Source organism: Paenibacillus sp. FSL H8-0175, from assembly GCF_045040615.1.
GTDB classification, from domain to species: domain Bacteria; phylum Bacillota; class Bacilli; order Paenibacillales; family Paenibacillaceae; genus Paenibacillus_AQ; species Paenibacillus_AQ odorifer.
The window spans coordinates 465,711-488,713 of sequence record NZ_CP150299.1; the positions used below are offsets into that span (position 1 = coordinate 465,711).

Consider the following 23,003-nt stretch of genomic DNA (forward strand, 5'->3'; position numbering starts at 1 on the left):
CTCCAATGCCTTTTCTTTTAGAAATTATCATACCCTATAGGGGTATGTGGAGGCGTGGAAATCATGGATAAAACCAAAACAACAGCTTCACCAAACGAACAGCAGGCAACTGTACAGATTACAGGTATGACCTGTTCCGCTTGTGCAACCCGAATTGAGAAGGGTTTGTCCCGGATGGACGGCGTATCTCGTGCGAATGTGAATCTAGCCTTGGAACAGGCTACTGTTGGATTTGATCCGACAGTATCAGGGTTGCCACAAATTGAAGATAAAATCCGTTCTCTTGGTTATGACACTATTAAAGAATCTGCGGATTTTGATATATCGGGGATGACCTGTGCTGCTTGTTCCTCACGGATTGAAAAAGTGTTGAGCCGTACACCGGGCATAGCAGCAGTTAATGTGAATTTGGCGCTGGAAACAGCACATGTAGAATATACACCCGGTAATATCAGTCCAAGGGAGATCATGGAGAAGGTAAGCAGTATCGGCTATAAAGCTTCTCTTAAAGAAGACCGCAAGGATCATGTGGATCGTCGTGGAAAAGAAATTCAGCATAAAAAGTGGAAATGGATCATTTCTGCAATTCTTTCGTTCCCATTGTTATGGGCGATGGCGGGTCATTTCTCCTTCACCGGCTGGATTCCAACACCGGATATATTTATGAATCCTTGGTTCCAGCTTGTGCTGGCTACCCCTGTGCAATTTATCATCGGTTGGCAGTTCTACGTCGGTGCTTATAAAGCCCTTCGTAACCGGAGTGCCAATATGGATGTGTTAGTCGTATTAGGGACGTCGGCAGCTTATTTCTACAGTCTTTATCTGACTATTGATTCCTTAAGCATGAAGGGAATGAATCATACTGTAGAAATGTATTATGAGACGAGTGCTGTACTCATTACACTTATCCTTGTCGGTAAATGGTTTGAGGCGCTGGCGAAAGGCCGTTCCTCTGACGCAATCAAAAGCTTAATGGGGCTTCAGGCAAAAACCGCCCTCGTAATTCGGGATGGGCAAGAAATGAATATCCCGACAGATGAAGTCATTCCTGGCGATATTGTACTGGTGAAACCCGGAACAAAGGTACCTGTGGATGGTGAGGTAGTCGAGGGATCTTCTTCTGTGGATGAGTCTATGTTGACCGGAGAGAGTATTCCTGTGGAGAAAAAACCAGGGGATACCGTGATCGGTGCCACTATGAATAAGAATGGTATCTTGAGAATCAAAGCCAATAAAGTGGGTCGCGACACTGCGCTGGCTCAAATTATCCGAGTAGTGGAGGAAGCTCAAGGCTCCAAAGCTCCGATTCAGCGGATTGCCGATGTAATCTCAGGAATTTTTGTGCCGATTGTTGTGGGTATTGCCGTAATAACTTTTCTGATCTGGTATTTCTGGGCAGCCCCTGGCCAGTTCGCTGATGCCCTCGAAAAAGCCATTGCAGTGCTCGTAATCGCTTGTCCATGTGCGCTAGGTCTGGCAACGCCAACCTCCATTATGGCAGGATCGGGCCGGGCAGCAGAGCTTGGAATCCTCTTCAAGGGCGGGGAGCATTTAGAGGGAGCGCAAGGGATTCAGACCGTTGTGCTAGATAAAACAGGTACAGTGACGAATGGTAAACCCGTGCTTACCGATGTTGTGACTACTACTGGAATTGCAGCTTATGGAAAAGAAAACGCGGAAAACCGTTTGTTAGCTTTAACTGCAGCTGCTGAAAAGCTATCTGAGCATCCACTTGCGGAAGCTATTGTTGCTGGCGCTGCTGATAGAGGCTTGGCTTTGCCTACTGCTGAGCAGTTTGATAATGTGCCCGGACGTGGAATTATGGCCGTTGTCTCCGATCAGCAGGTTATGGTAGGCACGCGGCGGATGATGGAAGATCATCAGCTTGATATCACAGAATGGACTCCAATTATGAAGAAGCTGGAGGAGTCGGGAAAGACAGCTATGCTAGTAGCGGTAGAGAGTGAAATCGCTGGGATTGTGGCCGTTGCTGATACGATTAAACCGACCTCAAAAGCGGCTGTAGCCGCGCTCCATGATATGGGTATTGAAGTCGTAATGATCACTGGTGACAATAAAATTACAGCTGAGGCTATTGCGAAGCAGGCAGGGATCGAAAAAGTGTTAGCAGAGGTTCTGCCAGAGGGCAAAGCCGAAGAGGTTCGCAAGCTCCAACAGAATGGGACTAAGGTTGCCATGGTTGGGGATGGGATCAACGATGCTCCGGCACTGGCTACTGCCGATACGGGTATGGCGATTGGGACAGGAACGGATATAGCTATGGAAGCAGCTGATATTACGCTGATGCGCGGGGATCTGAAGAGTATTCCTGATGCGATCATGATGAGCCGCAAAACGATGAGAAATATTAAACAAAATTTGTTCTGGGCGCTTGCTTACAATACAATAGGAATACCGATTGCTGCACTTGGGTTTCTAGCCCCATGGCTGGCAGGAGCTGCGATGGCATTTAGCTCCGTGTCTGTTGTCTTGAATGCACTTCGGCTACAGCGGGTAAAGCTGTAATATCACTATCACTATTTAGGGAGTGGCCACAGTGCAAGTAAATAACGATACAATTTCTCTGTTAATGAAACATGCATCTGTCCGCAAGTTTCAGGATAAGCCAGTAAGTGAAGATCAGCTTAGCGCTATTATTGGAGCAGCTCAGATGGCTTCAACCTCAAGCAATGTTCAGGCTTATAGTGTTATTGCAGTTACTGACCCGGCACTAAAGACGGAGCTTGCGGGACTAGCGGGCAATCAGGCTTATATAGAACAATGCCCAGTGTTTTTGGTCTGGTGCGCTGATCTGTATCGGCTGCGCGAGGTGACGAAACCTCATTTGCAGGGAGAGACTTCTTATGAAGATTCTGCTGAGAACCTGATTGTAGCTACCGTTGATGTTGCGCTTGCTGCACAGAATGCTGCAGTGGCTGCGGAATCACTAGGACTTGGAATTGTATATATCGGTGGAATCCGTAACCGGATCGCGGAGGTATCGGAATTGCTGGGACTGCCTGAATTGGTCTATCCGATATTCGGGATGTGTGTAGGTTATCCTGACGGAGCTTCGGGCCTGCGTCCGCGGCTTCCACTAGAGGCTGTTCTGCATCGTAATCGCTACAATGCGGAAACCACTGTGGAGCAGGTCAAAACTTACGATAAAGTCTCCTCAGACTATATGCGTGAGCGGACCCACGGCGCCAAAGACACCCCTTGGTCGGCCATTATGGCGGAGCGATTGGCACAGCCAGCACGGCTGCATATGAAGGAGTTCCTGCTGGAAAAAGGATTCCTCCGGAGATAACTAAACTCTCTTCACCTAAAGAGGCTGCCTTATTAGTAGTTCATTCTACTGATAGGGCAGCCTCTTTTTTTTATTCGAAGCCAGGAAGGTGACAGTTGTCATCTTAAAGAAATGACAGTCCATACTAATGTCATGTCTTCTTTTTCCATATGATTGAAATAGATCAAACGCATTCGGAAGCGGAGGGATTACGTTATGGATAATATTATAGAAATGCACGGGGTCAGCAAAATATATAAGGATAAAAAGGCCGTAGATAATATCAGCTTTAACATTGCTAAAGGTTCGATTACAGCTATTCTGGGACCGAACGGAGCGGGTAAAACAACGGCATTAGGCATGCTGCTGGGGCTAATAGAGCCTACCGAGGGTACAGTGGAGTTGTTCGGTCATCATCCGAAGGATAAAGCAGTACGTGAAAAGACTGGAGCGATGCTGCAGGAGGTAAGTGTAATGGATCGGCTAAAGGTGCGGGAGATCATTGATCTGATCCGCAGCTATTATCCAAAGCCTATGGATATGGAGTTTCTAATTAAGGCTACTGGACTTGCGCCAGCCGATTTGAATAGATACGCCGAGAAGCTCTCGGGCGGTCAAAAGCGTAGTTTGGGCTTTGCGCTAGCCCTCGCGGGTAATCCGGAGCTGATCTTTTTCGATGAACCTACAGTCGGACTTGATATTACTTCCCGGCGGCGGTTCTGGGAAACGGTTCGTGGACTTGCGGAGCAAGGAAAAACGATTGTGTTCACGACCCATTATTTGCAGGAAGCAGAAGATATCGCGGATCGTATTCTATTATTCAGTAAAGGACACTTAGTTGCGGACGGAAGTCCAGATGAGATTAAATCGCGGATTGTGAAGCGTTCCGTGTCCTTCCTGCCTGTGGGTGATCGCTCGCAATTGCGCAGAAACCTGCTAGACCTAGCTGCTATAGAGGATTGTTATGAAAAAGATGGCCGCATTCACGTGACCACAGAGGATACAGATGAGGCGCTTAAAGCGATTTTTGTGGCTGGACTTCCTGTGAAGGATGTTCGAATTGATCAGGGACGTTTGGATGAGGCTTTTGAACAATTGACCATGAACCAAGAGGAGGCTGTCTAACCATGAGACTAATTACTGTACAGTGTAAAGCGGAAATGCTGCGGATCATCCGTAATCCCTATTATGTGTTCTGGTCTTTGCTCATGCCCATCATGTTCTATTTCATCTTCACCCGGGTGGTCAATACAGGTAGCGATGACCTAACGTGGCGTGCTCATTATTTAATGTCTATGGCGACCTTCAGTGTAATGGGCTCAGCCATTATGACGCTTGGCATCCGGTTGGTGCAAGAACGAACACAAGGCTGGACCACCTTTATTCGGATTACACCGCTGCCGGGATCGATCTATTTTTTCGGAAAAATGTTCGGACAGACGATGATGCATCTGTTTTCGGTCATTTGTATTTTTATCGCAGGCTATTTAATCAATGGCGTCTCTTTATCCGCAGGTCAATGGGTGCTTAGCGGGCTGTGGATCCTGATCGGTTCTCTACCATTTTTAGCGATTGGTACGCTTGTAGGTGCTATGAAACGGGTGGATACAGCCAGTGGAGTCAGCAACGTGATTTATATGGCTCTTGCTGTAGCAGGAGGCATGTGGATGCCGATTGAGATACTGCCACGATTAATGCAGCGGATTGGTCATTGGTTGCCTTCCTATAACTATGGGAATGGAGCCTGGGAGATCGTTCGTGGATCAGCTCCGACGTGGAGTAATGTCTTGATTTTACTCGGATATTTGGTAGTTTTTATGTTACTATCGGTCTATATTCGAAAAAAACAGGAAGCGGTGTGAATGAATGGCTGAGCGTGCGAAGTTCCGGTTATTTCCACAAAAACAGGGTTTTTTCCCTTTTGTATGGGCTGTTTATCTGGTTTTGCCCATCCTGAATTTGCGCGGGGAGACTGGAATGAAGCTCATCCTGGGCGGGATTATGATAGCGGTGTTTGCCCTCAGCTATCGCCAGCTGTATTGGGTGCGGGGTGGAGTGTTTAATGTTTGGTTATTTATTCAAATGTTAATCATCGTGGTGCTTAGTTTGTTCTATACCCCCTATAATCTGTACATGGGCTTTTTCACCGCAAATTTTATCGCATATTATACGGAGAATAAAGGGTTCAAAATTGCATTTGCTTCTTTTGTGATCATGATCCTTTCGGTGCTGGTCTTAGTGGGTCGTGAGATGGAGTGGGGAAGCGTGATGTTTTTAGCTCCGTTTATTATTATTATGTTGATTAGTCCGTTCGGAGTGAGGTCCATGAATCGGAATCAGAAGCTGGAGAAAGAGCTGGATCAAGCGAATGAGGTGATTAAAGAGCTGGTGAAGCGTGAGGAACGAATGCGAATCGCCCGTGACCTGCATGATACCCTTGGCCATACCTTGTCCCTGATTACGTTAAAGAGCCAACTCGTAGAGAAGCTGGTGACGAAAAATACGGAGCGAGCTCAAGAGGAAGCACGAGAAATTCAGCGCACTTCACGGGCTGCGCTCCGTCAAGTGCGTGAGCTAGTGTCGGAAATGCGAGCGGTCTCAGTAGCAGAGGAACTGGCTGAGGCTGGAGAGATGCTGCGAACGGCAGAGATCGCCTTAGAAGTGGAAGGGGATATCTCTCTGGAGGGGGTATCCGACCTGACGCAAAATATCCTTAGCCTCTGTATCAAAGAAGCAGTGACTAATATCGTAAAGCATAGTAGAGCGGACAAATGCTTCATAGGAGTGGCAAAGCTGGCTGGAGAAGTGCGAATTACCGTTAAGGATAACGGCATTGGTCTACAGCATGGGGAGAGAGGGAATGGTGGGCTTAGCGATGGAAATGGCATGAAGGGAATGGCAGAGCGTCTATCCCTGATTGATGGCTCCCTGTCGCTAAGCTCAGCTGAGGGTCAGGGAGCTACGCTGATCGTTACCATCCCGCTAATCGTAAAAGATGCACAAGGGGGTGAGACTGCATGATAAGCATTGTTATAGCGGAGGATCAACGCCTGCTTCGGGGAGCGATGGCTTCTTTGCTGGATCTTGAAGACGATATCGAAGTAGTCGGAGAAGCTTGTGATGGGGCGGAGGCGTTAGCTTTAATCGACAAGCTTCAGCCGGATGTCTGTCTCATGGACATTGAAATGCCGTTCAAGAGCGGGCTGGAGGTTGCAGAAATATTGCGGAGTAAGGGTTGTCCGACCCGAATTATTATTTTGACTACCTTTGCCCGTCCAGGGTATTTTGAGCGTGGAGTAAAGGCTGGTATTCAAGGGTATTTGTTGAAGGACGAGCCTGTAGATAAGCTAGCTGAATCTATTCGTCGTGTCATGGCTGGACATCGGGAGGTATCTCCTGAGTTAGTCTTCGGCAGTCTGCGGGAGGAGAATCCATTAACAGCACGGGAGCGCGAGATTTTAAAACTGGCTGGAGAAGGGCAAACCGCGAGCGAGATAGCCTTTTCGCTGCATCTATCTTATGGCACTGTCCGCAATTACATCTCTGAAATACTCAATAAGCTGGAAGTGAAAAGCCGGATTGAGGCGGTACGGCTGGCGGAAGAAAAAGGCTGGATTTGAGGGGAGGAGGGCATTGTTATGCAAATATTTCTGATTCGTCATGGTGATCCGGACTATTCTATAGATGATCTAACGGAATTCGGGCATCAGGAAGCAGCGGCATTGGGAAAACGCATGGGATCTATCGGACTGGATGAATTATATGCTTCACCATTGGGTAGAGCACAGACAACAGCAAGTTATGTGGCCAAAGAGACGGGACTTGTAATTCAGACAGAACCTTGGACTTGTGAATTGGATTGGACAGGGATTATGTTGGATGGACAACTGGCACCTATATGGGATAGCCCCGGAGAACATATTAGTGAACTATCGAGTGGAAAAAGAGAATGGTCTGATCAAACAGATCATTGGTTAAAACAAGAGGAATACAAATTGCGGTTTAGCGAACTACAAGCGGCTTCAGATCAATTCTTGCTTCGCCACCACTATAAAAGAGAGGATGGCCTATATCGTATCCTCGAGCCTTCTACCAAGAAGATTGGAGTTGTGTGTCATGGTGGCTTTGGCCTTGCATGGCTAGCCCATTTATTGCAGATTCCTTTAGCCTTGGCTTGGTCCGTATTTTGGCTTGCTCCAAGCTCGGTAACGACGATCTTGTTTGAAGAGCGCAGCGAGCACTATGCAGTTCCCAGATGTATTGGATTGGGAGATGTCTCCCACCTCTATGCTGGGGGTATGAACTTTCGCCCAAGGGGATTAATGGGTAATCATGTTTAAGGTGACTGATTAAGAGCGAGCAAGGACATTGTCTATGAAGTGAAAGGCCATCCTGTAGAGGATGGCCTTTTTTAATAATACAAGAAAGTATAAGTTTGGCACGATACATTATCCTTCTATTTCTCGCATAAGCGCTTACCGTTCTTTAGGGACACCGAAGGCGCTTTTGCTTGCATATAAGAATCATGCCCCTTGCCCAGTTCCTGATTTCCACTTGCTATTGTGCTAACGGACTTAGATGCAGCTATTTGTACATTTTAAGCCTTTTGGAGGAAGTTGCGGACTCGAGAGATCTTATTTTCCATAAATGGAGGGAATATCGTGCTATTTTAGTGATATAAAGTCTCTGAAGTCCGTTAGCATCCCAGAACAGCGAAATAGTTACGAATAAGGGCTGTGGTGTCCGAACGCAATTCTGAATTCTGCTCGCAATAAAGCTACATTTGCAGATAGCAGCAGCATTTTCATGAAATGGTCCACTAATTTTGGTTTTGAGCCTAAATTATCTGAAATTAAATCCACTCTCACCGTGGATTTAATTTCACCTGTGAACCTTTGCCGCCTGTCTGGATGCCGGTATCTTTGACTCCGACTTCCTTGAGGTCAGCTACGAGGCGTTCTAGTACCGTCTTTGCGGCAGCAGCTTCCTTCGCACCGGAAGCTTTGACAACTAATTGCACCGGCTTGCCGGAGCGGAGATGCTTCTCAGCCTGACGGAGCTTAGTATCGTAGTCATGCTCTTCAATATGAGCAGTGAAGCGGAGCTCTTTGACCTTCTCCTTGCTGCCGCCCTTTGCAGCTGAGCCCCCACTGGCCTTGCGTGCTGAGGCTGCCTCCTTCTGCGCGGCCGCTTTTGCTTTGCCCTTTGCAGTTAGGCTGCAGGGCGGTGGGCTGCTCATTAGCGAGGTGCATACCAGATCAGCACCTGCTGATCTGGCCATGGCCAGCGCTTCTTCCCGGGAGACGATCCCCAGCTTCTCACCCCTAAGTCCTGTAAGGACTACTTCGGATGCTCTGATTTGTTCATTGATTAATACTGCCACTGCTATGAATCCTCCCCTGATAACGATGATAAAGCTATCATATATGGAACTAGCTTGAGGTTCAAATGTGGAGCGTAGGATTAGCGTTACTAATCCTCTCAATTTCTTTTTTTATGATTTGTAGGATTAGTTTTTTAGATGATGTTGCTAGATATTCTCGGTTGCGCTGCTGTAATATACCCACTTGAATGAACGGCTCGCTTAGTTCAACATCTATTTTTACGATATCTGTCATTAAAGCTGTCGAATCAAGCACTACCCCCACCCCAGGGTTCTTTCTTACAAAATGAGGAATAGCAGAAATTTGGCTTATGGTGGATAAAGTGGGCTTTGATTCGAATCTCGAAAATTGCTTAGCTAACCGAAGGTAATATAAGCAAGTGCGTCCTCCAGCTATAATTGGATATTCAAGAATTTCTCGAAATGAAATCTCGTCTCGTCCGTTTAAAGGATGATTTTCATCTACTATAAAAGCGATTTTCTCGTGATAAAGCGGTTCGAAATAAAAGAAAGACAGGTCGGACGGCTCACCGCAGATGGCGAAATCCAGTTCTCTTTGTAGAACAAGTTGTGAGAGGGAATCAGTGTTACCCTGAATGAAGTTACATGCCATCTTTGTTTTTTGCTCCTGAAACTTTCGCAAGGCGTTCGGTAGGACGGATTCCATCATGGATTCAATGCTTCCGATATGAAGTGTACCAATTTCGTCATGCTGTAAAGCTTTGGTGAGTTCTGTTACATAGTTCCAATGTTGAATAAGGTTATCGATTTCCCCTGCAAAAACTTGCCCAGCACTTGTCAGTTCTACTTCCCAGCCTCTGTGAAAGAGTTGTATGCCCAGTTCTTTTTCAAGTCGTTGAATTTGGTTGGTAATAGTAGACTGTGCATAATTCAACTTCTCTGCAGCGCGTGAGAAAGTGCCTTCTTGAAGAATGGTCTTAAAAGCCATCAGTTCTTTTAGATCCATCGATTGTCACCTCTATCGGTATAATTGATTAAGATTATTATCTTATTCAATTATATAAATCAAAATACTGAGAGTACAATAAAAGAATTCCAAAGAAGGAGTGAATTAAAATGCCATTCATTAGAGTCAGTTATCTGGAGCAACAATACGACATTCATCAGCTAGAAGGAATATGCAGAGCGATTATGAGCGCGTTAATTCAGCATTTCCATGTACCGGAGGATGATATGTTTCAGGTTTTTCATGCGCATAAAGCGGGGGAATTTTTTTATAGTAAAGATTATTTAAATATTGAACGAAGCGACGGACTGATATATATCCAAGTTATGCTAAAATCCGGAAGATCAACGGAACAGAAGAAAAGCTTTTACGCGAGGCTAGCCGAGGAATTATCGATGACGCTAAACATCAGAAAAGAAGATATATTCATTGTGCTCGTCGATACGGAATTCGAAGATTGGTCGTTTGGTAACGGTGTTGCTCAAATGCTACAACCTCCGGTTAGGGAGGTGTAATATGGCGCATCAGAAAATCGTCACAAATGTACGGGAATCGTTAGGGGAGTTCGCTCCGGCATTCGTCGACTACTCGGAAAATGTGTTATTTGGGGACTTATGGAGACGTGAGCAATTATCACTTCGGGATCGTAGCATGATTACGATTTCTGCCTTGGTGATGGGGGGCATGACGGAACAACTCCCCTATCATCTGCACTTGGCTTTAGAGAACGGCTTACAACTTGAAGAAATCGTGGAGGCCATCACCCACCTTTCTTTTTATGTAGGTTGGCCGCGAGCCTCTTCAGCTCTAGAGGTTGCAAAGGATGTAATAGGAAAAAATAAATAACGTCTGACTTTTCAATCCCATCCGTAACCTTTAGGAACTTCATTGGCACTTGTATATAATACGGAAGAAGGGAGCGGAGGACAGATGCTTCAGTATATCGAAGAGGCTAAACAAGGAGACCGACAAGCTTTTGAACAGATTGTTAAGCACTTTACACCGATGGCCAATGCAGTTGCGTTCGAAAAGCTGCGTGACTATCAATTAGCGGAAGATGCTGTGCAGGAAGCTTTCACAGAAGCCTTTTTGCATTTGAATAAATTACGAGCAGTAGAGGCATTCCCGGGCTGGTTTAAAGCTATTGTGGTGCGGCAATGTTATCGCATCTTGCGAAGAAAGCAGCATCCTGCATTACCCTACGATGAAGCTGCGCAAGCGACAGAATCTTCATTTTCTATAGCAGATATTATTGAGAAAAAGGAAACCCAACGGCTGGTTCACGAGTCTATAGCTGCATTAACGTCCAATATGCGGATTGCCGTTCAATTATATTATTTTCAAGGCTACTCACTACAAGAGATTGCTGACTTTCTGGGGACTTCGGTTTCGGTATTGAAGAAGCGACTTTTTGATGCCCGCCGCAAGCTGAAAGGTGCATTGCCTGTGGCAGATGTTCTTTCCGTATTCAACCATTTGTACGAAGGGGGAAAAGCTGTGCTTCACATTGTAAATGGAGATGTAGTGGGAGAGAAGCTGCGGCAAGGAATCGTGAAAGGTGATGTACTAGTGTGGAGAGAGGTATATTCGCATGGGCCGGTATTTTTGGATCCTGCCGATGGAGATAACCGCGCTGTTCGAGCGCAATATTTGGAACAAACGATGGGGATTCCGCAGAGGGAATTTATCGCCAATAGTGAGAGGCAAGAGAAGATTTTAGCTGATTTCCATAAATATGAAGAAGTGGTGTTATGGTTCGAGCATGACCTTTTCGATCAGACGATGCTCAGTTATTTACTCCATTGGTTCTCGAAGCAGAAAATGTTAACCACCAAGCTAAGCTTACTATGCATTGGAGAGTATCCGGGAATAAAGTTATTTCGAGGACTTGGACAACTTTCTATAGAGCAGATGGAAACATTATCAGGCACATGGAAGCTAATCGGAGCCAAAGAATTAGAAGCAGGTCAAGCACTCTGGGAAGCCTATGTATCACCGAATCCAGAATTGCTGCAACAACGATTAACTACAGATACATCGGCTTTACCCTTTGCACATGACGCCTTCCGGGCGCATTTATCGCGCTTTCCTTCTACTACAAACGGACTTGGCATCGTAGAACAAATCACGCTGGAGATGATCCATGAGGGAATAAAATCACCCTATGAGCTGTTCAAAAATGTGGGTGATAAGCTTCATATCTTGGGAATGGGCGACTTGCAATATTGGCATATCCTAAGAAAGATGGTACAAGGCACGTACCCTTTGCTACAAACCCATGGATGCAATGAGTTCCCTGTTTATAACGATTCAGTAATGCAATTTAAAGACTGTGAGCTTGTATTAACAGAGCTAGGTAAGAGTGTAATAGCTGGAAACGAAGACTGGGTGCAGAAGAATGGCAGCGATGAGTGGTTTGGAGGTGTACATCTGCAAGGATTGACTCCGCGCTGGCGGTGGAATCCGTTGGTCGGTGCGCTTCAGGAGAGAAGTGCCGAGGCGTAATTTATTAATCTAAATGTTTGCTACACAAGGCATATTGAGCATAAAAAGACTTCCGCTAATTTGGAGATACTCAAACGCTCCAGAGGGGGAAGTCTTTTTTGTTGTATCCATATATTATATGAATAGTAAATATAGTATATATCATCTATTTAAAGGGTGATTGATCTTTGTTGGAGAATATTATCTATAGAATAAATAGTGAAAGTATTCACTTGATGATGCAAAGGGAGGAATATTCGTTATACGATAGGAGGATGATGTATCAATGTCCATACAGAATAAAACAGCAATGATAAGAATTGCAAAAGCAAATTTAAAAGCGGAAAAAACCAAAAATTACTTTGTAGGCAGTGTGATAGCTTTAGCTGCGTTTTTATTAACTGTTGTAATGACCTTTGGTTATAATTCTTTTACTAACCTACAACATGAGTCGAATTTCCAGGCTTTATTCTATAATCTCAATAACAATGAAATCTCACGATTGAAAGAAATAGAGGGAATTAATAAAATCGGACTCTATAAGGAAATAGGCAGAGAGAAAAAAGAAGAACGCTTATTGTCCATTCTCTACACGGATCAAGCCATGATGGATTTATCAAATGCCAATATCGTTCTGGGGAAGTTCCCTACAAAAGAAAATGAAATTGCAATAGAAAAAGACTTTCAGTTATCCGATGATCGAAGCCTGGGGCTTGGCGATTCTATTTCTTTGCAATTTAGAAACAATGCCAGCAAAGAATTTCAAACCAGCCAATTTGTGATTTCTGGAATTCTGCAAACAACCGCATCAGGTAACGAGAATCGAATCGGCTACAATGCTCTGGTATCAAGCGCGTTCGTTGAGGCAGATCCGTTTCTTTCCAAAGAGGATTACTCCGCGGCAATTAGCATCAACAACAGCAGCAGTTATTCCAACGAGGAACTGAAGTCAAAAATCAAAGAAATAGGGCAGCGAATGGGTATCTCTGAGAGAAATATTCAGATCAATAATGTGAATGTGGACAGTAATAATCTGTCAGGAAGCACTGTGATATCCATCTTGTCTATCATGCTGATCATCGCACTGGCTTGTTGGCTAGTTATCTACAATATCTTTTATATTTCAATTACTAAGCGAATTAAACAATACGGACAACTTAGAGCAATCGGTGCAACAAAAAAGCAGATAAAACAGCTAGTTCTATATGAAGGGAAAAATCTTTCAAGAAAATATATCCCTATTGGAGTTATCTTAGGATGTTTAATGAGCTGGATTTTAAGTGGCTTTCACTGGAATGCAGTTCCAAGTTTTTCACTTGCCTTTTTAGCCGGTTTGCTCACCAAAGTAACAGTTAGAGCTTCATTAAACGCACCATCTAAATTCGCATCAAGAATCTCTCCTATAACGGCGATTAGACATGTAGATGCCGATGTTAATACAAAAAAGGAGAAAAGAAACTCGAAAAGACTCACACCATTTTCTTTAGCTGCATTGAACTTATCAAGAAGCAGGAAAAAGACGGTGTTAACTTTGCTGTCTCTTTTTTTAAGCGGAACGCTATTTGTTTCCTTGGGGACATTATTAAACTCGGTCGATCCAATCTCAAAAGCAGAGAAATATTTTCCGAATCATGGTCGGTTTGATATTCAAATTAATAATGAGTTGTATTCTGAAACAACCTCATTAAGTGATCTTCAGACGGAAGGGCAACTATCTACTTCTTTAAAAAATAAAATCCTAGCTATAAATGAAGTTGAGGACGTAATCGAACATCAGTATATTGAAGCTGCTATCGAAGGAATAAAAACGGATGACGGGGCCGCGATAGTCAGTATTGAGAATATCCCTACGTTAAACAACGAAAGATGGAGTAGTCATTTGGCTGAGGGGAAGATCCCAGATGTTGATTCGTCGGATGCATCCTACATACTCCTTAACAGCGCCAGTAGTGACTTAGATTATTACGGGGCTCATTACGCTGTCGGTGATCATATTTCATTCATAATTGCTAATGATCAGGAGAAGGCCAAACATGATTTTGAGATCATTGGAGATATTACGGATAAGAATTCAGGAACTTCATTTTATCTTCCACCCAAAGTAATGCAAACTGTAGCCCCTTTTAATAGCAATAAGAGCTACGAAGTTATTACTATGGATAAATCGAATGAAGAGTCAATAAAGAGTGAGTTAGAGGGTGTGATTCTCAATGAGGATACACTCAAATTATTGTCTTTTTCCGAAGTTGTGGAATCCAATAGAATTGCTTTTAGAACTATCACTATTTCAGTGTATAGTTTTATGGTTTTTATAGCAGTATTCAGTATGATCAATCTCTTGAACACCATAATCACCACTATTTCTGCAAGAAAAGGGGAGCTAGGCCTTATGCAAGCCATAGGAATGAGCCGAAAACAATTAATGGCTATGTTAACCTATGAAACAGGATTTTTAGTGGTTGGAAGCTTTACGATGGCTCTTTTTACGGGCAATCTAATGGGATACATGATAAGTAAGAGTGCAGGGAATATGGGGGGGCTTTCCTACATTCAATACTAATTCCCTTGGAGTGCTATTTTCCTGTATTTCTTGGTTATTTTACTTGTCCAGACTGGTATGGTTCAGTTTGTTAGACGATCAATATCGAAGCAGAGCATTATAGAGCAATTAAATTAACGATGCGGAAAGTTTAGCTATATTTAATAAATCCCTCGCCTTTATACGGGCCAAACGTGAAAATAAATAGTGAGTAGTAATTAACGTTGAAGGGTGATTTATATGCTGAAACTGCCGGTGTATCATTCCGTAATTTCTTCCCATGCCATAGTACCCGTAATTAATGATCTTTATGAAATCGGGGATGTTTTGGAGTGTAGTTTTTATGAGAACGGACTTAATGATACCTATTTACTAAAGACCTCTATTGATAAATACATTCTTAGGATCTATAAAGCTCATTGGCGAAATAAACATGAGATTGATTTTGAAGTGGAGTTATTGAATCACTTAAATAAGAAGAATATCCCGGTATCGGCTCCGGTAATCAGCAGGGATGGTGGTTACCTAATTGAGCTGGAGGCTCCTGAAGGAACACGTTACGCAGTTCTGTTTACTTTTGCAAAAGGCAATTATTCCGATGAAAAAGCTAGCTGTGAATTATACGGTGAACAAGTGGCTAAGATGCATCTGGCTATGGATGATTTCGAATGTGGGCAGCAAAGATTTACGCTTAATCTGGATCATCTGCTTCAAGAACCGCTTCAATCGATTCGCAAGCCTTTATCCCACAGGCAAGAGGATATCGATTATCTAGAATCTTTGTCGGAAGTATTGGCAAATAGCATAGCTGAAATCTCATCAGCGCTGGATTGGGGGGCATGTCATGGTGATCTTCATGGAGCGAACGTACATTTCTACGAGGATACCCTGACTCATTTCGACTTTGATTGCGGAGGTTTTGGCTGGAGGGCCTATGATGTTTCCGTGTTTCTGTGGTCAAGGGTTAGAGGGAAAGAACGAGAGCATTTTGACAATGAACAATGGACTGTTTTCCTGAACTCATACCAAAAGCATAAAGTATTATCTGAGAACGATTTAAAGGCAATCCCTATATTTGTTGCTATCCGGGAGATATGGTTGATGGGTCTGCACACAGGGAACGCACAGGTTTGGAGTTGCGGGTGGCAAAACGATCATTACTTCAATACTAATCTGCAATTCCTACGTAATTGGTGTGAAGTTCATTCTATCCAATAGACAATACCCAAACAAGAAGCCACTCCATATTTAGGGGTGGCTTTACTTCAGTCATTATTCATAAACGTCTTATGATAAGCGTTACGATATTGGGTGGGCGTCATGTTTTCGTATTTTCGGAAGAGGCGCATGAAATATTTATCGTCGGTGAACCCCGTCTCTGTCGCGATGTCCCTCACGCTTAATGCGGTTCTGGTTAGTAGCTCCTTCGCTTTAGTCACACGTACTGAATGGATATATTCTAATGGCCCCATGGAGGTATGCTGTTTAAATAGCCGAGCTAGATAGTCCTTGTTGTAATTGAATTTATCCGCGATGATGGCCACGGTAAGCGGTTCGCTTGCATGTATCCTTGTCCACTCAGCTATTTTGACGAAGGTGACATCTTGCTGTGCGCGGATCAGCTTACTGGCGAACGGCTGAAGTGCATGCTCAGACAGCTCAATTAAAAGCGAGGTCAGCAAATAATTAACGCTGGAATAGGTTAAATACCCCGAGTTGGCCACATGAAGGATTTGATTCGCCAGAATATGAATCCGGTCACTATGTTCGATTTTTATGATTTGGGGCAGATATAGATCATGTACGGACCATAAGCGCTGTGTGCGCGAAAAGATTTCTTCTGCCTCAGGCTTCATTTCCTCCTCACTCAGTAATAACCCCTCGGTTGTCAGTTCGAAATGAAACCAATAAAACTTAACCCCGGGTCGTGACTCTCTATAGCCGACATGTGTGCGATTAGGCATGAGCAGAAAAGCTTCGTCAGGACCTACTTCAAATTGTTTGTTCTCCTCACTCAAATATACCGTTTCGTTCACGCCAATGATTAGTTCGTAGTTCCCCATAACACGCTCCACATGCTTCCATGGTGTTTCTGAGATAAATTCACCTGCCGCTGTAAAATGAACAGGTACATCTGCATTTATTTTTAAGTAGGTCATGCGGTCCTCCTAGCAATCAATAAGTCGGGTTTGTCCACTATTTGTACGACTGATCTACCGACAAATCAACGTTCCGGTGTTATCTTATGGATACAAATATACACTTGTCATCTAACCCTGACAAGATTGCGAGGGAGCGATTTCATTGAAGACGCAAGCTTTTGATCTACAGAACGTACGAATTGATTCAGGTCCACTTCTCCATGCGATGGAGTTAAATACTGATTATTTACTTAAGCTTGAGGCAGATCGGCTTCTGTCGCGTTTTCGCGAATATGCTGGCTTAGAGCCTAAGGCTGCTCACTACGAGGGCTGGGAATCTCAGGGTATTAGCGGCCATACGTTAGGCCATTTTATTTCTGGATGTGCGTTAATGTATGCCTCTACGGGAAATGAAGAGCTGCTACAACGCGTGAATTATGTAGTAGATGAATTAGAGCAATGTCAGGATGCGCATGGCAATGGCTTTATTTCCGGCATTCCTCGTGGCAAGGAGTTATTTGAGGAAGTGAAGGCAGGCGACATTCGCTCACAGGGCTTTGACCTCAACGGAGGTTGGGTGCCGCTTTACACGATGCATAAGCTGTTTGCAGGTCTTCGCGATGCTTATCGATTGGCCGGCAATCAGAAGGCGCTCGTTATTGAAACGAAGCTGGGGCTGTGGCTTGAGGATATTTTTGCAGGGCTGAGTAAAGATCAGATCCAAGAGGTGCTGCGTTGTGAGTTTGGCGGCATGAATGAAGCGCTGACGGATTTGGCAGAGGATTCCGGAGAAGATCGTTTCCTCGCGTTAGCGGAAAGCTTTTATCATGGGGAAGTGCTTAATGATCTGGCCGTAGAAAAAGATACCCTAGCTGGAAGACATGCTAATACACAGATTCCAAAAATCATCGGAGCTGCTAGACAATATGAGGTAACTGGGCAGGAGCATTATGCAGGTATTTCCCGCTTCTTCTGGGATCGGGTCGTGAATCATCATTCTTATGTGATCGGCGGCAACAGCTATAATGAGCATTTTGGTGAACCGGATAAGTTAAATGATCGATTGGGTGAAGGTTCCTGTGAGACATGCAACACGTACAACATGCTGAAGCTGACTAAGCATATGTTCCAATGGGATGCGTATGCAGCGTATGCGGATTACTACGAACGTGCGATGTATAATCACATCTTAGCCTCTCAGGAGCCGGTAGATGGCCGGGTATGTTACTTCGTATCTCTCGAGATGGGTGGACATAAATCGTTTAATTCGCAGTTCGAAAGCTTTACGTGTTGTGTAGGTTCGGGAATGGAAAGCCATTCTATGTATGGCTCGGCGATATACTTCCATAGTGCAGATGAGCTTTATGTCAATCAGTACGTACCTTCTACAGTGGCTTGGAAAGAGCAAGGCATTAGCTTGCAGCAAGAGACCAAGTTCCCGGCAGAGGGACAAGGTGTACTGCGGATCAGTGCAGCACAGTCAACGAAATTCACATTAAAGCTAAGATATCCTTACTGGGCTGAGCAAGGGATGAGTGTTAGCGTAAATGGTGAAGATGTTCAAGTAAATGTAGGCAAATCTAACTACTTTACTTTGGATAGAGAATGGCAGGATGGAGACGTTGTCGAATACGATATTCCGATGTCGGTGAGAATCGAGACGATGCCGGATAATCCGAACCGAGTTGCATTCCTTTACGGGCCACTTGTGCTCGCAGGTGATTTTGGGCCTATAAATGCAGAGACCAATAGCGATCGCGCCCTTGCTTCCGTATTAATCGGAGATCGGGACACACTGACGGACAACCTCATCCAATCTAATGTGAGCAAAAATGTGTTCCGGATGAAAGGTTTAGGGTATACAGGGGATCATGAGCTTCGTCCGTTCTACCCTATGCATGATCATCGTTATTCCGTGTATTGGGATTTATTTACACCGGAAGAGTGGAAGCTGGCAGAGGCTGAATATCGCGAAGCTGTGGAGAATAACTTGCTGCTTGAGCAGTTAACTGTCGATTCGGTACAACCTGCTGAAATGCAGCCTGAACGCGATCATAATTTCACAGGTGAATTTGTAGGCTTAGGTAAAATCCACAATCGCAAGTATCGGGACAGCTGGATCAATGGCTGGTTCTCCTTCACGATGGAAGTTTTGCCGGATAAGCAAGTGGATTTGGTGGTCACGTATCTGAAGTCGAACGATACTTCGCTGGCATTTGATATTTTGGCGGATGGGGAGCAACTTGGTGTAGGCACTCTTGAGTCTGAGGAGATGAATAAGCTGGAGACGATTCGCTATGAACTCCCGCAGCCGATCACGAGCGGCAAATCAGCAGTTACGATCAAGTTTGCTTCTCATGAAGGACATAAGGTTGGCCAAGTGGCCGGACTACGTATCGTTAAACGTAATTCTTGAATAAAAAGGCTTACAGAATTATAATAGGGTCAATTCTTTTAATTGAGGTGAAATGGATGTCTTTCCGTACCGTTACAAGGAACTAGTTATCGGGCTGGGTGAAACGCGTACCAGCTATCAAGGGGGGAGTCTACCCTTTTGATTACAACTAACTAGAGCTTTGAACGGTGCCATAGGCAGCTATTTTTGTAGAGCCAGGCACTTAACCTATTTAACTTAGAGAACCGTTTATTTGTGGATGGTTTTTTACAGTGGGATAGGGGCGCCTGGCTTTTTTGCATTCAATTAAAAGAGGGGATAAATGATATGTTAAAAAAGAGTCTAGCTCATCTAAAGTGGTGGGTATGTGGTTATATTTTATTGGGTTTTGCCATTCAGCTGTTAAGTAGTTTAGGGGTTGTTGTCTTTCAAAAAATATTAGATAAGGCCACGGTAATCAACAGTTTTGGTGAAATATCCACATTAATTATGGTGTATGGGTTTCTGCTAGCTGGGGTGGCGATCCTGAATTATATAGACGAATACCCGAGTGTGTTTTTATCGAACAGCATCACGGAGCAGTTAAAGATTCTTGCACTGTCCAAAATATCAAAAATGGATTATCAAGCGTATCAGGATATGGGAACAGGGCAGATGATTAAGGTGATCGAGAACGGGGCAGCGGCTGGAAACAGCATTATTTTTTCTTTTTTTCTCAAAACACTACATGAGTTGTTTCCTACTCTTCTATTCAGTCTAGTCTTTATCAGCTTCTATGATCTAAGGATCATGTTAGTGATTGCAGCTGGCTACGTGGTTGTCTTTCTGATAACAAATCTGTTGTTGAAATTTCTGTATGCCATGAAGGCTGCCATTCTCCAAGAGCAAGAAAAGATGTCCAGATTCTCTATCCGCGGGTTTATGGAATTGGTCGTCTTTAGAACCAACAAGAGATATGAGAAAGAGATCGGTAAATTAAGCCAGACTGCACGCACTATCATTCATAAAAATGCTCAGCTAAAAATGATCCATGAAGCTTTTTTTGCTATATTCGAGTTATTTGTCACGATCATTAAAGTTGTTGTCCTGATTTATGGTGTGAAAAGCATTGTCGCAGGCGAGACCTCACTAGGTATTGTGGTCGCATTGTTTATGTTCATCGATAAAATTTATACCCCAATTGCCATCTTTAATGTTTTATTTGTAGATTACAGACTGAATAAAGTGACCTACAGAAGATTCGAGGAATTTATTGCTGCCCCAGAAGATAAGAACTTGGAATCCGGAGAAGCCATCACTGAGCTCCAAGGCAATATTGAGTTTAGGGAGGTGTCCTTTACTTATGGGAATGTGCAGATTCTGAATAACCTGTCATTTTCGCTTACGCGAGGAGCTTCCGTTGCTATTGTCGGATTAAGTGGAGGCGGGAAATCTACGCTGATTAAATTGATTGTGGGGTTATTAAAAAAGGGCGAAGGTGAACTCTTACTGGACGGTAAGGATATCGATGAGATTCGTTTGAATAGCTACTATGATCATATTTCCTATCTATCCCAAGATACGCCGATTTTTGATGCTACGATAAGGGATAATATTGTATTTGATGAGGATACTCTGTCGGATGAAGAGCTATATGAGATTCTAGAAAAAGTTCATTTGCAGGAAAAAGTAAGCCATTTGCCGGATCGCTTAGATACTTTGGTGGGCGAAAAAGGTCTCAAATTATCAGGAGGCGAAAGACAGCGATTAGCCTTTGCCAGAATCATTGCCCAAAAAAGAAATATTCTAATTCTGGATGAGCCTGTGTCAGCGCTTGATAATATCACTGAGCAAAGTCTTATGGAGACGATTTTAAATGAATTTAAGGACAAAACTATCATCATTGTGGCCCACAGGCTTAATTTTATAAAAGACGTTGATAAGATACTGGTAGTGGATCAAGGGTCAATTGTTGGGGAAGGGAAGTTTGATGATTTAATAGAACAGTGTGAAGCTTTTAAAGCGTTATGGAATAGAAAAATATCGTTTACAGATTATCGATAAATTGCTAGACTCTTCTAAAAAAAGAGGTGCTATCTATGGCTTGGCCAACACATATTGTAGCGGTGGGTGGAATTGCAATAAATGAAGAGGGAGATATTCTTTTAGTAAAAACACATCATGGTGGCTGGGTATTTCCTGGAGGACAAGTGGAAGTTGGAGAAAACCTAATGGATGCACTAATTCGCGAGATTAAAGAGGAAAGTGGAATAGATGTCGTTGTTTCTCAATTGATTGGCGTGTATTCGAATACAGGTATGCATAAATGGTATGACGGTGAGACGGATGTTCCTACCAAGGTCATGTTAGACTTTATCTGCAAGCCCGTGGGTGGAGAATTAAGTACTTCGGAGGAAACATCTGAAGTGATGTGGGTAGCCAAGGAGAAGGTGCTGGATCTGATTTCTGCAGCGGCTATTCGTACCCGCTATCAAGCTTATTTGGATTTCGACGGAAATACTAGGTACATGGATTATGTAACTGGAGGTGCGTTTGAAGTTAAATTGGATCGGACGGTGTAAAAAAAGAAGCTTTGAGGCTTTCCCGAAAGGGAAGGCCTCTTTTGTTGGGAATGAGCAATCATTCCGCTATATCGTATAAGGATTGTGTCGAATCATCTCAATTAAATTCACTGCGGCTGCTGATAAGGGCTCATTTTTACGTGTACAGATCGCAATGGTATTTTTCAGATGGACGCCTTCTACATATACTCGGCACAATTCTCCACGCTCTACATATTTGCGTACGACTAATGAAGAAACGAAGTTTGCACCATATCCGGCGATAACGGCTTTGATGGCTTCATGTAGTCCATTAAATTGCAAAGAGATGATAGGAGCGGGTGTGTTGTATGTGCGGCATAAAGATAATAATCGCTCCCGCGTTGAACTCCCTTCTTCACGCATAACGAAGGGTTCCTTCATCATTTCGGATAGAGAAACTTGCTGATTGGCATAACGATGATCGGGTGCGACTACAAACCATAACTCGTCCTGAAATAACTCCTCTGTCTGGATTGTATCTGGATAAGCCTCGGCGATTCCTCCATAAATAGCTATATCCACATCTACATTTAACAGCTGCTTGAGGGCATCACTTGAGTTGGTAGTGGTGATCATCATCTCCACTTGTTCATATTGCTGCTTAAACTTTGCAATCCAGGTAGGAATGAGAAAGTGAGCAGGCAAATACGTTGCGGCTAGACGGATACTTCCGTTACTGCCGTTAACATAATCTTGAGCGAATTGCTCAATTTGTTGTTCTACGGCGAACAGTCGCTTGGCGAGTAGAGTAAGCTCTTCCCCTGCATCCGTTAAAGCAATTCCTCTGCCTTGAGGTTTAAATAGGGCAAAGGACAGTTCCTTTTCGAACTTCTTAATCTGCGCAGTGATGGCAGGCTGACTTATATTTAAAATTTCTGAAGCGCGTGTCACACTGCCTGCCGATGCGATTACATGGAATAAGCGTAAGGCATGTAGGTTCATGGTTAAACTCCCATTCTTCGATTCATATATTAAATATATAAATTAAATATAAAGATATATTATATTTATGATTATAACTGATTTACAATACAGATATAAAGATGAACTTGGAAAGATGAGATTAGGGAAAGGAATAATGGAGAGGAGGTTTGGAACTGTAGGAGCGTAGCGATCGCCTTTGTCTCCGGATTTCAACCATGAACAGTGTTTAAATTGAAGAAATCTGGAGACAACAGCGACCGGAAGTCCAAACACTCCTCGTAGTTACGAACGATCCCTAA

At 43.8% G+C, this 23,003-nt stretch carries 19 protein-coding genes; 15 read left to right on the plus strand and 4 right to left on the minus strand.

All coding sequences use genetic code 11. The features are described from left to right. Nucleotides 1-63: 63 nt before the first annotated feature. The 7 genes from MHH46_RS02075 (at nt 64) to MHH46_RS02105 (ending at nt 7,629) form a co-directional block, all read left to right on the plus strand. Nucleotides 64-2,526: a heavy metal translocating P-type ATPase gene (locus MHH46_RS02075; protein ID WP_076192712.1), complete on the plus strand. Its 2,463-nt coding sequence runs from the start codon at nt 64-66 to the stop codon at nt 2,524-2,526. A 31-nt stretch (nt 2,527-2,557) separates the two neighbouring features. Then, a complete protein-coding gene (nfsA, locus tag MHH46_RS02080; protein ID WP_076101226.1) occupies nt 2,558-3,310 on the plus strand; it encodes an oxygen-insensitive NADPH nitroreductase in 753 nt (250 codons plus the stop codon). Between the two features lie 195 nt (nt 3,311-3,505). Continuing rightward, nucleotides 3,506-4,414 carry an ABC transporter ATP-binding protein gene (locus tag MHH46_RS02085; protein WP_076124631.1) on the plus strand — a complete coding sequence of 303 codons (909 nt, stop codon included), beginning with the start codon at nt 3,506-3,508 and terminating at the stop codon, nt 4,412-4,414. Between the two features lie 2 nt (nt 4,415-4,416). Beyond that, nucleotides 4,417-5,151, plus strand: coding sequence for an ABC transporter permease (locus MHH46_RS02090; RefSeq protein WP_036682760.1), 735 nt, complete (start codon nt 4,417-4,419; stop codon nt 5,149-5,151). 4 nt (nt 5,152-5,155) lie between these two features. Beyond that, nucleotides 5,156-6,310: a sensor histidine kinase gene (locus MHH46_RS02095; protein WP_076192714.1), complete on the plus strand. Its 1,155-nt coding sequence runs from the start codon at nt 5,156-5,158 to the stop codon at nt 6,308-6,310. After that, a complete protein-coding gene (locus MHH46_RS02100; protein WP_036682756.1) occupies nt 6,307-6,909 on the plus strand; it encodes a response regulator transcription factor in 603 nt (200 codons plus the stop codon). Before MHH46_RS02095 ends, MHH46_RS02100 begins: the two co-directional genes overlap by 4 nt. An 18-nt stretch (nt 6,910-6,927) precedes the next feature. After that, nucleotides 6,928-7,629: a histidine phosphatase family protein gene (locus tag MHH46_RS02105; protein WP_076192717.1), complete on the plus strand. Its 702-nt coding sequence runs from the start codon at nt 6,928-6,930 to the stop codon at nt 7,627-7,629. 524 nt (nt 7,630-8,153) lie between these two features. Here MHH46_RS02105 and infC read toward each other — a convergent pair. After that, nucleotides 8,154-8,672: a translation initiation factor IF-3 gene (gene infC, locus MHH46_RS02110; protein WP_076185653.1), complete on the minus strand. Its 519-nt coding sequence runs from the start codon at nt 8,670-8,672 to the stop codon at nt 8,154-8,156. A gap of 61 nt (nt 8,673-8,733) precedes the next feature. Then, nucleotides 8,734-9,639 carry a LysR family transcriptional regulator gene (locus MHH46_RS02115; RefSeq protein ID WP_076185655.1) on the minus strand — a complete coding sequence of 302 codons (906 nt, stop codon included), beginning with the start codon at nt 9,637-9,639 and terminating at the stop codon, nt 8,734-8,736. A 110-nt stretch (nt 9,640-9,749) separates the two neighbouring features. On the opposite strand from MHH46_RS02115, the gene MHH46_RS02120 reads away from it, so the two are divergent. From MHH46_RS02120 to MHH46_RS02140, 5 genes are all read left to right on the plus strand, one after another. After that, entirely contained in the window at nt 9,750-10,154 is a 405-nt protein-coding gene (locus MHH46_RS02120) for a tautomerase family protein (RefSeq protein ID WP_076192719.1), read from the plus strand. A gap of 1 nt (nt 10,155) precedes the next feature. Beyond that, nucleotides 10,156-10,485: a carboxymuconolactone decarboxylase family protein gene (locus MHH46_RS02125; RefSeq protein WP_076124622.1), complete on the plus strand. Its 330-nt coding sequence runs from the start codon at nt 10,156-10,158 to the stop codon at nt 10,483-10,485. An 84-nt stretch (nt 10,486-10,569) separates the two neighbouring features. After that, the gene (locus MHH46_RS02130; protein WP_076192795.1) at nt 10,570-12,144 is read left to right on the plus strand and encodes a sigma-70 family RNA polymerase sigma factor; all 1,575 of its coding nucleotides are present in this window, start codon (nt 10,570-10,572) and stop codon (nt 12,142-12,144) included. 265 nt (nt 12,145-12,409) lie between these two features. After that, the gene (locus tag MHH46_RS02135) at nt 12,410-14,683 is read left to right on the plus strand and encodes an ABC transporter permease (RefSeq protein ID WP_256717206.1); all 2,274 of its coding nucleotides are present in this window, start codon (nt 12,410-12,412) and stop codon (nt 14,681-14,683) included. Between the two features lie 219 nt (nt 14,684-14,902). Beyond that, complete coding sequence (locus tag MHH46_RS02140) at nt 14,903-15,880, plus strand: phosphotransferase (RefSeq protein WP_076192721.1); 978 nt, start codon at nt 14,903-14,905, stop codon at nt 15,878-15,880. Between the two features lie 47 nt (nt 15,881-15,927). Here MHH46_RS02140 and MHH46_RS02145 read toward each other — a convergent pair whose 3' ends face one another. After that, the gene (locus MHH46_RS02145; protein WP_076124617.1) at nt 15,928-16,821 is read right to left on the minus strand and encodes an AraC family transcriptional regulator; all 894 of its coding nucleotides are present in this window, start codon (nt 16,819-16,821) and stop codon (nt 15,928-15,930) included. Nucleotides 16,822-16,966: 145 nt separating this feature from the next. Here MHH46_RS02145 and MHH46_RS02150 point away from each other — a divergent pair, with 145 nt between their 5' ends. The 3 genes from MHH46_RS02150 to MHH46_RS02160 all read left to right on the plus strand — a co-directional run bounded on the left by MHH46_RS02150 (nt 16,967) and on the right by MHH46_RS02160 (nt 21,759). Beyond that, nucleotides 16,967-19,219 (plus strand): glycoside hydrolase family 127 protein, encoded by a 2,253-nt coding sequence (locus MHH46_RS02150; protein ID WP_076192723.1) that lies wholly within the window; start codon nt 16,967-16,969, stop codon nt 19,217-19,219. Between the two features lie 306 nt (nt 19,220-19,525). Then, entirely contained in the window at nt 19,526-21,241 is a 1,716-nt protein-coding gene (locus MHH46_RS02155; protein ID WP_076192725.1) for an ABC transporter ATP-binding protein, read from the plus strand. A 35-nt stretch (nt 21,242-21,276) separates the two neighbouring features. Next, on the plus strand, nt 21,277-21,759 hold the full coding sequence (locus MHH46_RS02160) for an NUDIX hydrolase (RefSeq protein ID WP_076101239.1): 483 nt from the start codon (nt 21,277-21,279) through the stop codon (nt 21,757-21,759). Nucleotides 21,760-21,825: 66 nt separating this feature from the next. Here the strand turns inward: MHH46_RS02160 and MHH46_RS02165 are convergent, their stop codons facing one another. Next, nucleotides 21,826-22,722 carry a LysR family transcriptional regulator gene (locus MHH46_RS02165; RefSeq protein ID WP_076185668.1) on the minus strand — a complete coding sequence of 299 codons (897 nt, stop codon included), beginning with the start codon at nt 22,720-22,722 and terminating at the stop codon, nt 21,826-21,828. Nucleotides 22,723-23,003: the final 281 nt, after the last annotated feature.

Coding starts and splice junctions, on each gene's coding strand:
- MHH46_RS02075 (WP_076192712.1), top strand. CDS start 64: ATGGATAAAACCAAAACAACAGCTTCACCAAACGAACAGCAGGCAACT.
- MHH46_RS02085 (WP_076124631.1), top strand. CDS start 3,506: ATGGATAATATTATAGAAATGCACGGGGTCAGCAAAATATATAAGGAT.
- MHH46_RS02090 (WP_036682760.1), top strand. CDS start 4,417: ATGAGACTAATTACTGTACAGTGTAAAGCGGAAATGCTGCGGATCATC.
- MHH46_RS02095 (WP_076192714.1), top strand. CDS start 5,156: ATGGCTGAGCGTGCGAAGTTCCGGTTATTTCCACAAAAACAGGGTTTT.
- MHH46_RS02100 (WP_036682756.1), top strand. CDS start 6,307: ATGATAAGCATTGTTATAGCGGAGGATCAACGCCTGCTTCGGGGAGCG.
- MHH46_RS02105 (WP_076192717.1), top strand. CDS start 6,928: ATGCAAATATTTCTGATTCGTCATGGTGATCCGGACTATTCTATAGAT.
- MHH46_RS02115 (WP_076185655.1), bottom strand. CDS start 9,639: ATGGATCTAAAAGAACTGATGGCTTTTAAGACCATTCTTCAAGAAGGC.
- MHH46_RS02120 (WP_076192719.1), top strand. CDS start 9,750: ATGCCATTCATTAGAGTCAGTTATCTGGAGCAACAATACGACATTCAT.
- MHH46_RS02125 (WP_076124622.1), top strand. CDS start 10,156: ATGGCGCATCAGAAAATCGTCACAAATGTACGGGAATCGTTAGGGGAG.
- MHH46_RS02130 (WP_076192795.1), top strand. CDS start 10,570: ATGCTTCAGTATATCGAAGAGGCTAAACAAGGAGACCGACAAGCTTTT.
- MHH46_RS02135 (WP_256717206.1), top strand. CDS start 12,410: ATGTCCATACAGAATAAAACAGCAATGATAAGAATTGCAAAAGCAAAT.
- MHH46_RS02140 (WP_076192721.1), top strand. CDS start 14,903: ATGCTGAAACTGCCGGTGTATCATTCCGTAATTTCTTCCCATGCCATA.
- MHH46_RS02145 (WP_076124617.1), bottom strand. CDS start 16,821: ATGACCTACTTAAAAATAAATGCAGATGTACCTGTTCATTTTACAGCG.
- MHH46_RS02155 (WP_076192725.1), top strand. CDS start 19,526: ATGTTAAAAAAGAGTCTAGCTCATCTAAAGTGGTGGGTATGTGGTTAT.
- MHH46_RS02160 (WP_076101239.1), top strand. CDS start 21,277: ATGGCTTGGCCAACACATATTGTAGCGGTGGGTGGAATTGCAATAAAT.
- MHH46_RS02165 (WP_076185668.1), bottom strand. CDS start 22,722: ATGAACCTACATGCCTTACGCTTATTCCATGTAATCGCATCGGCAGGC.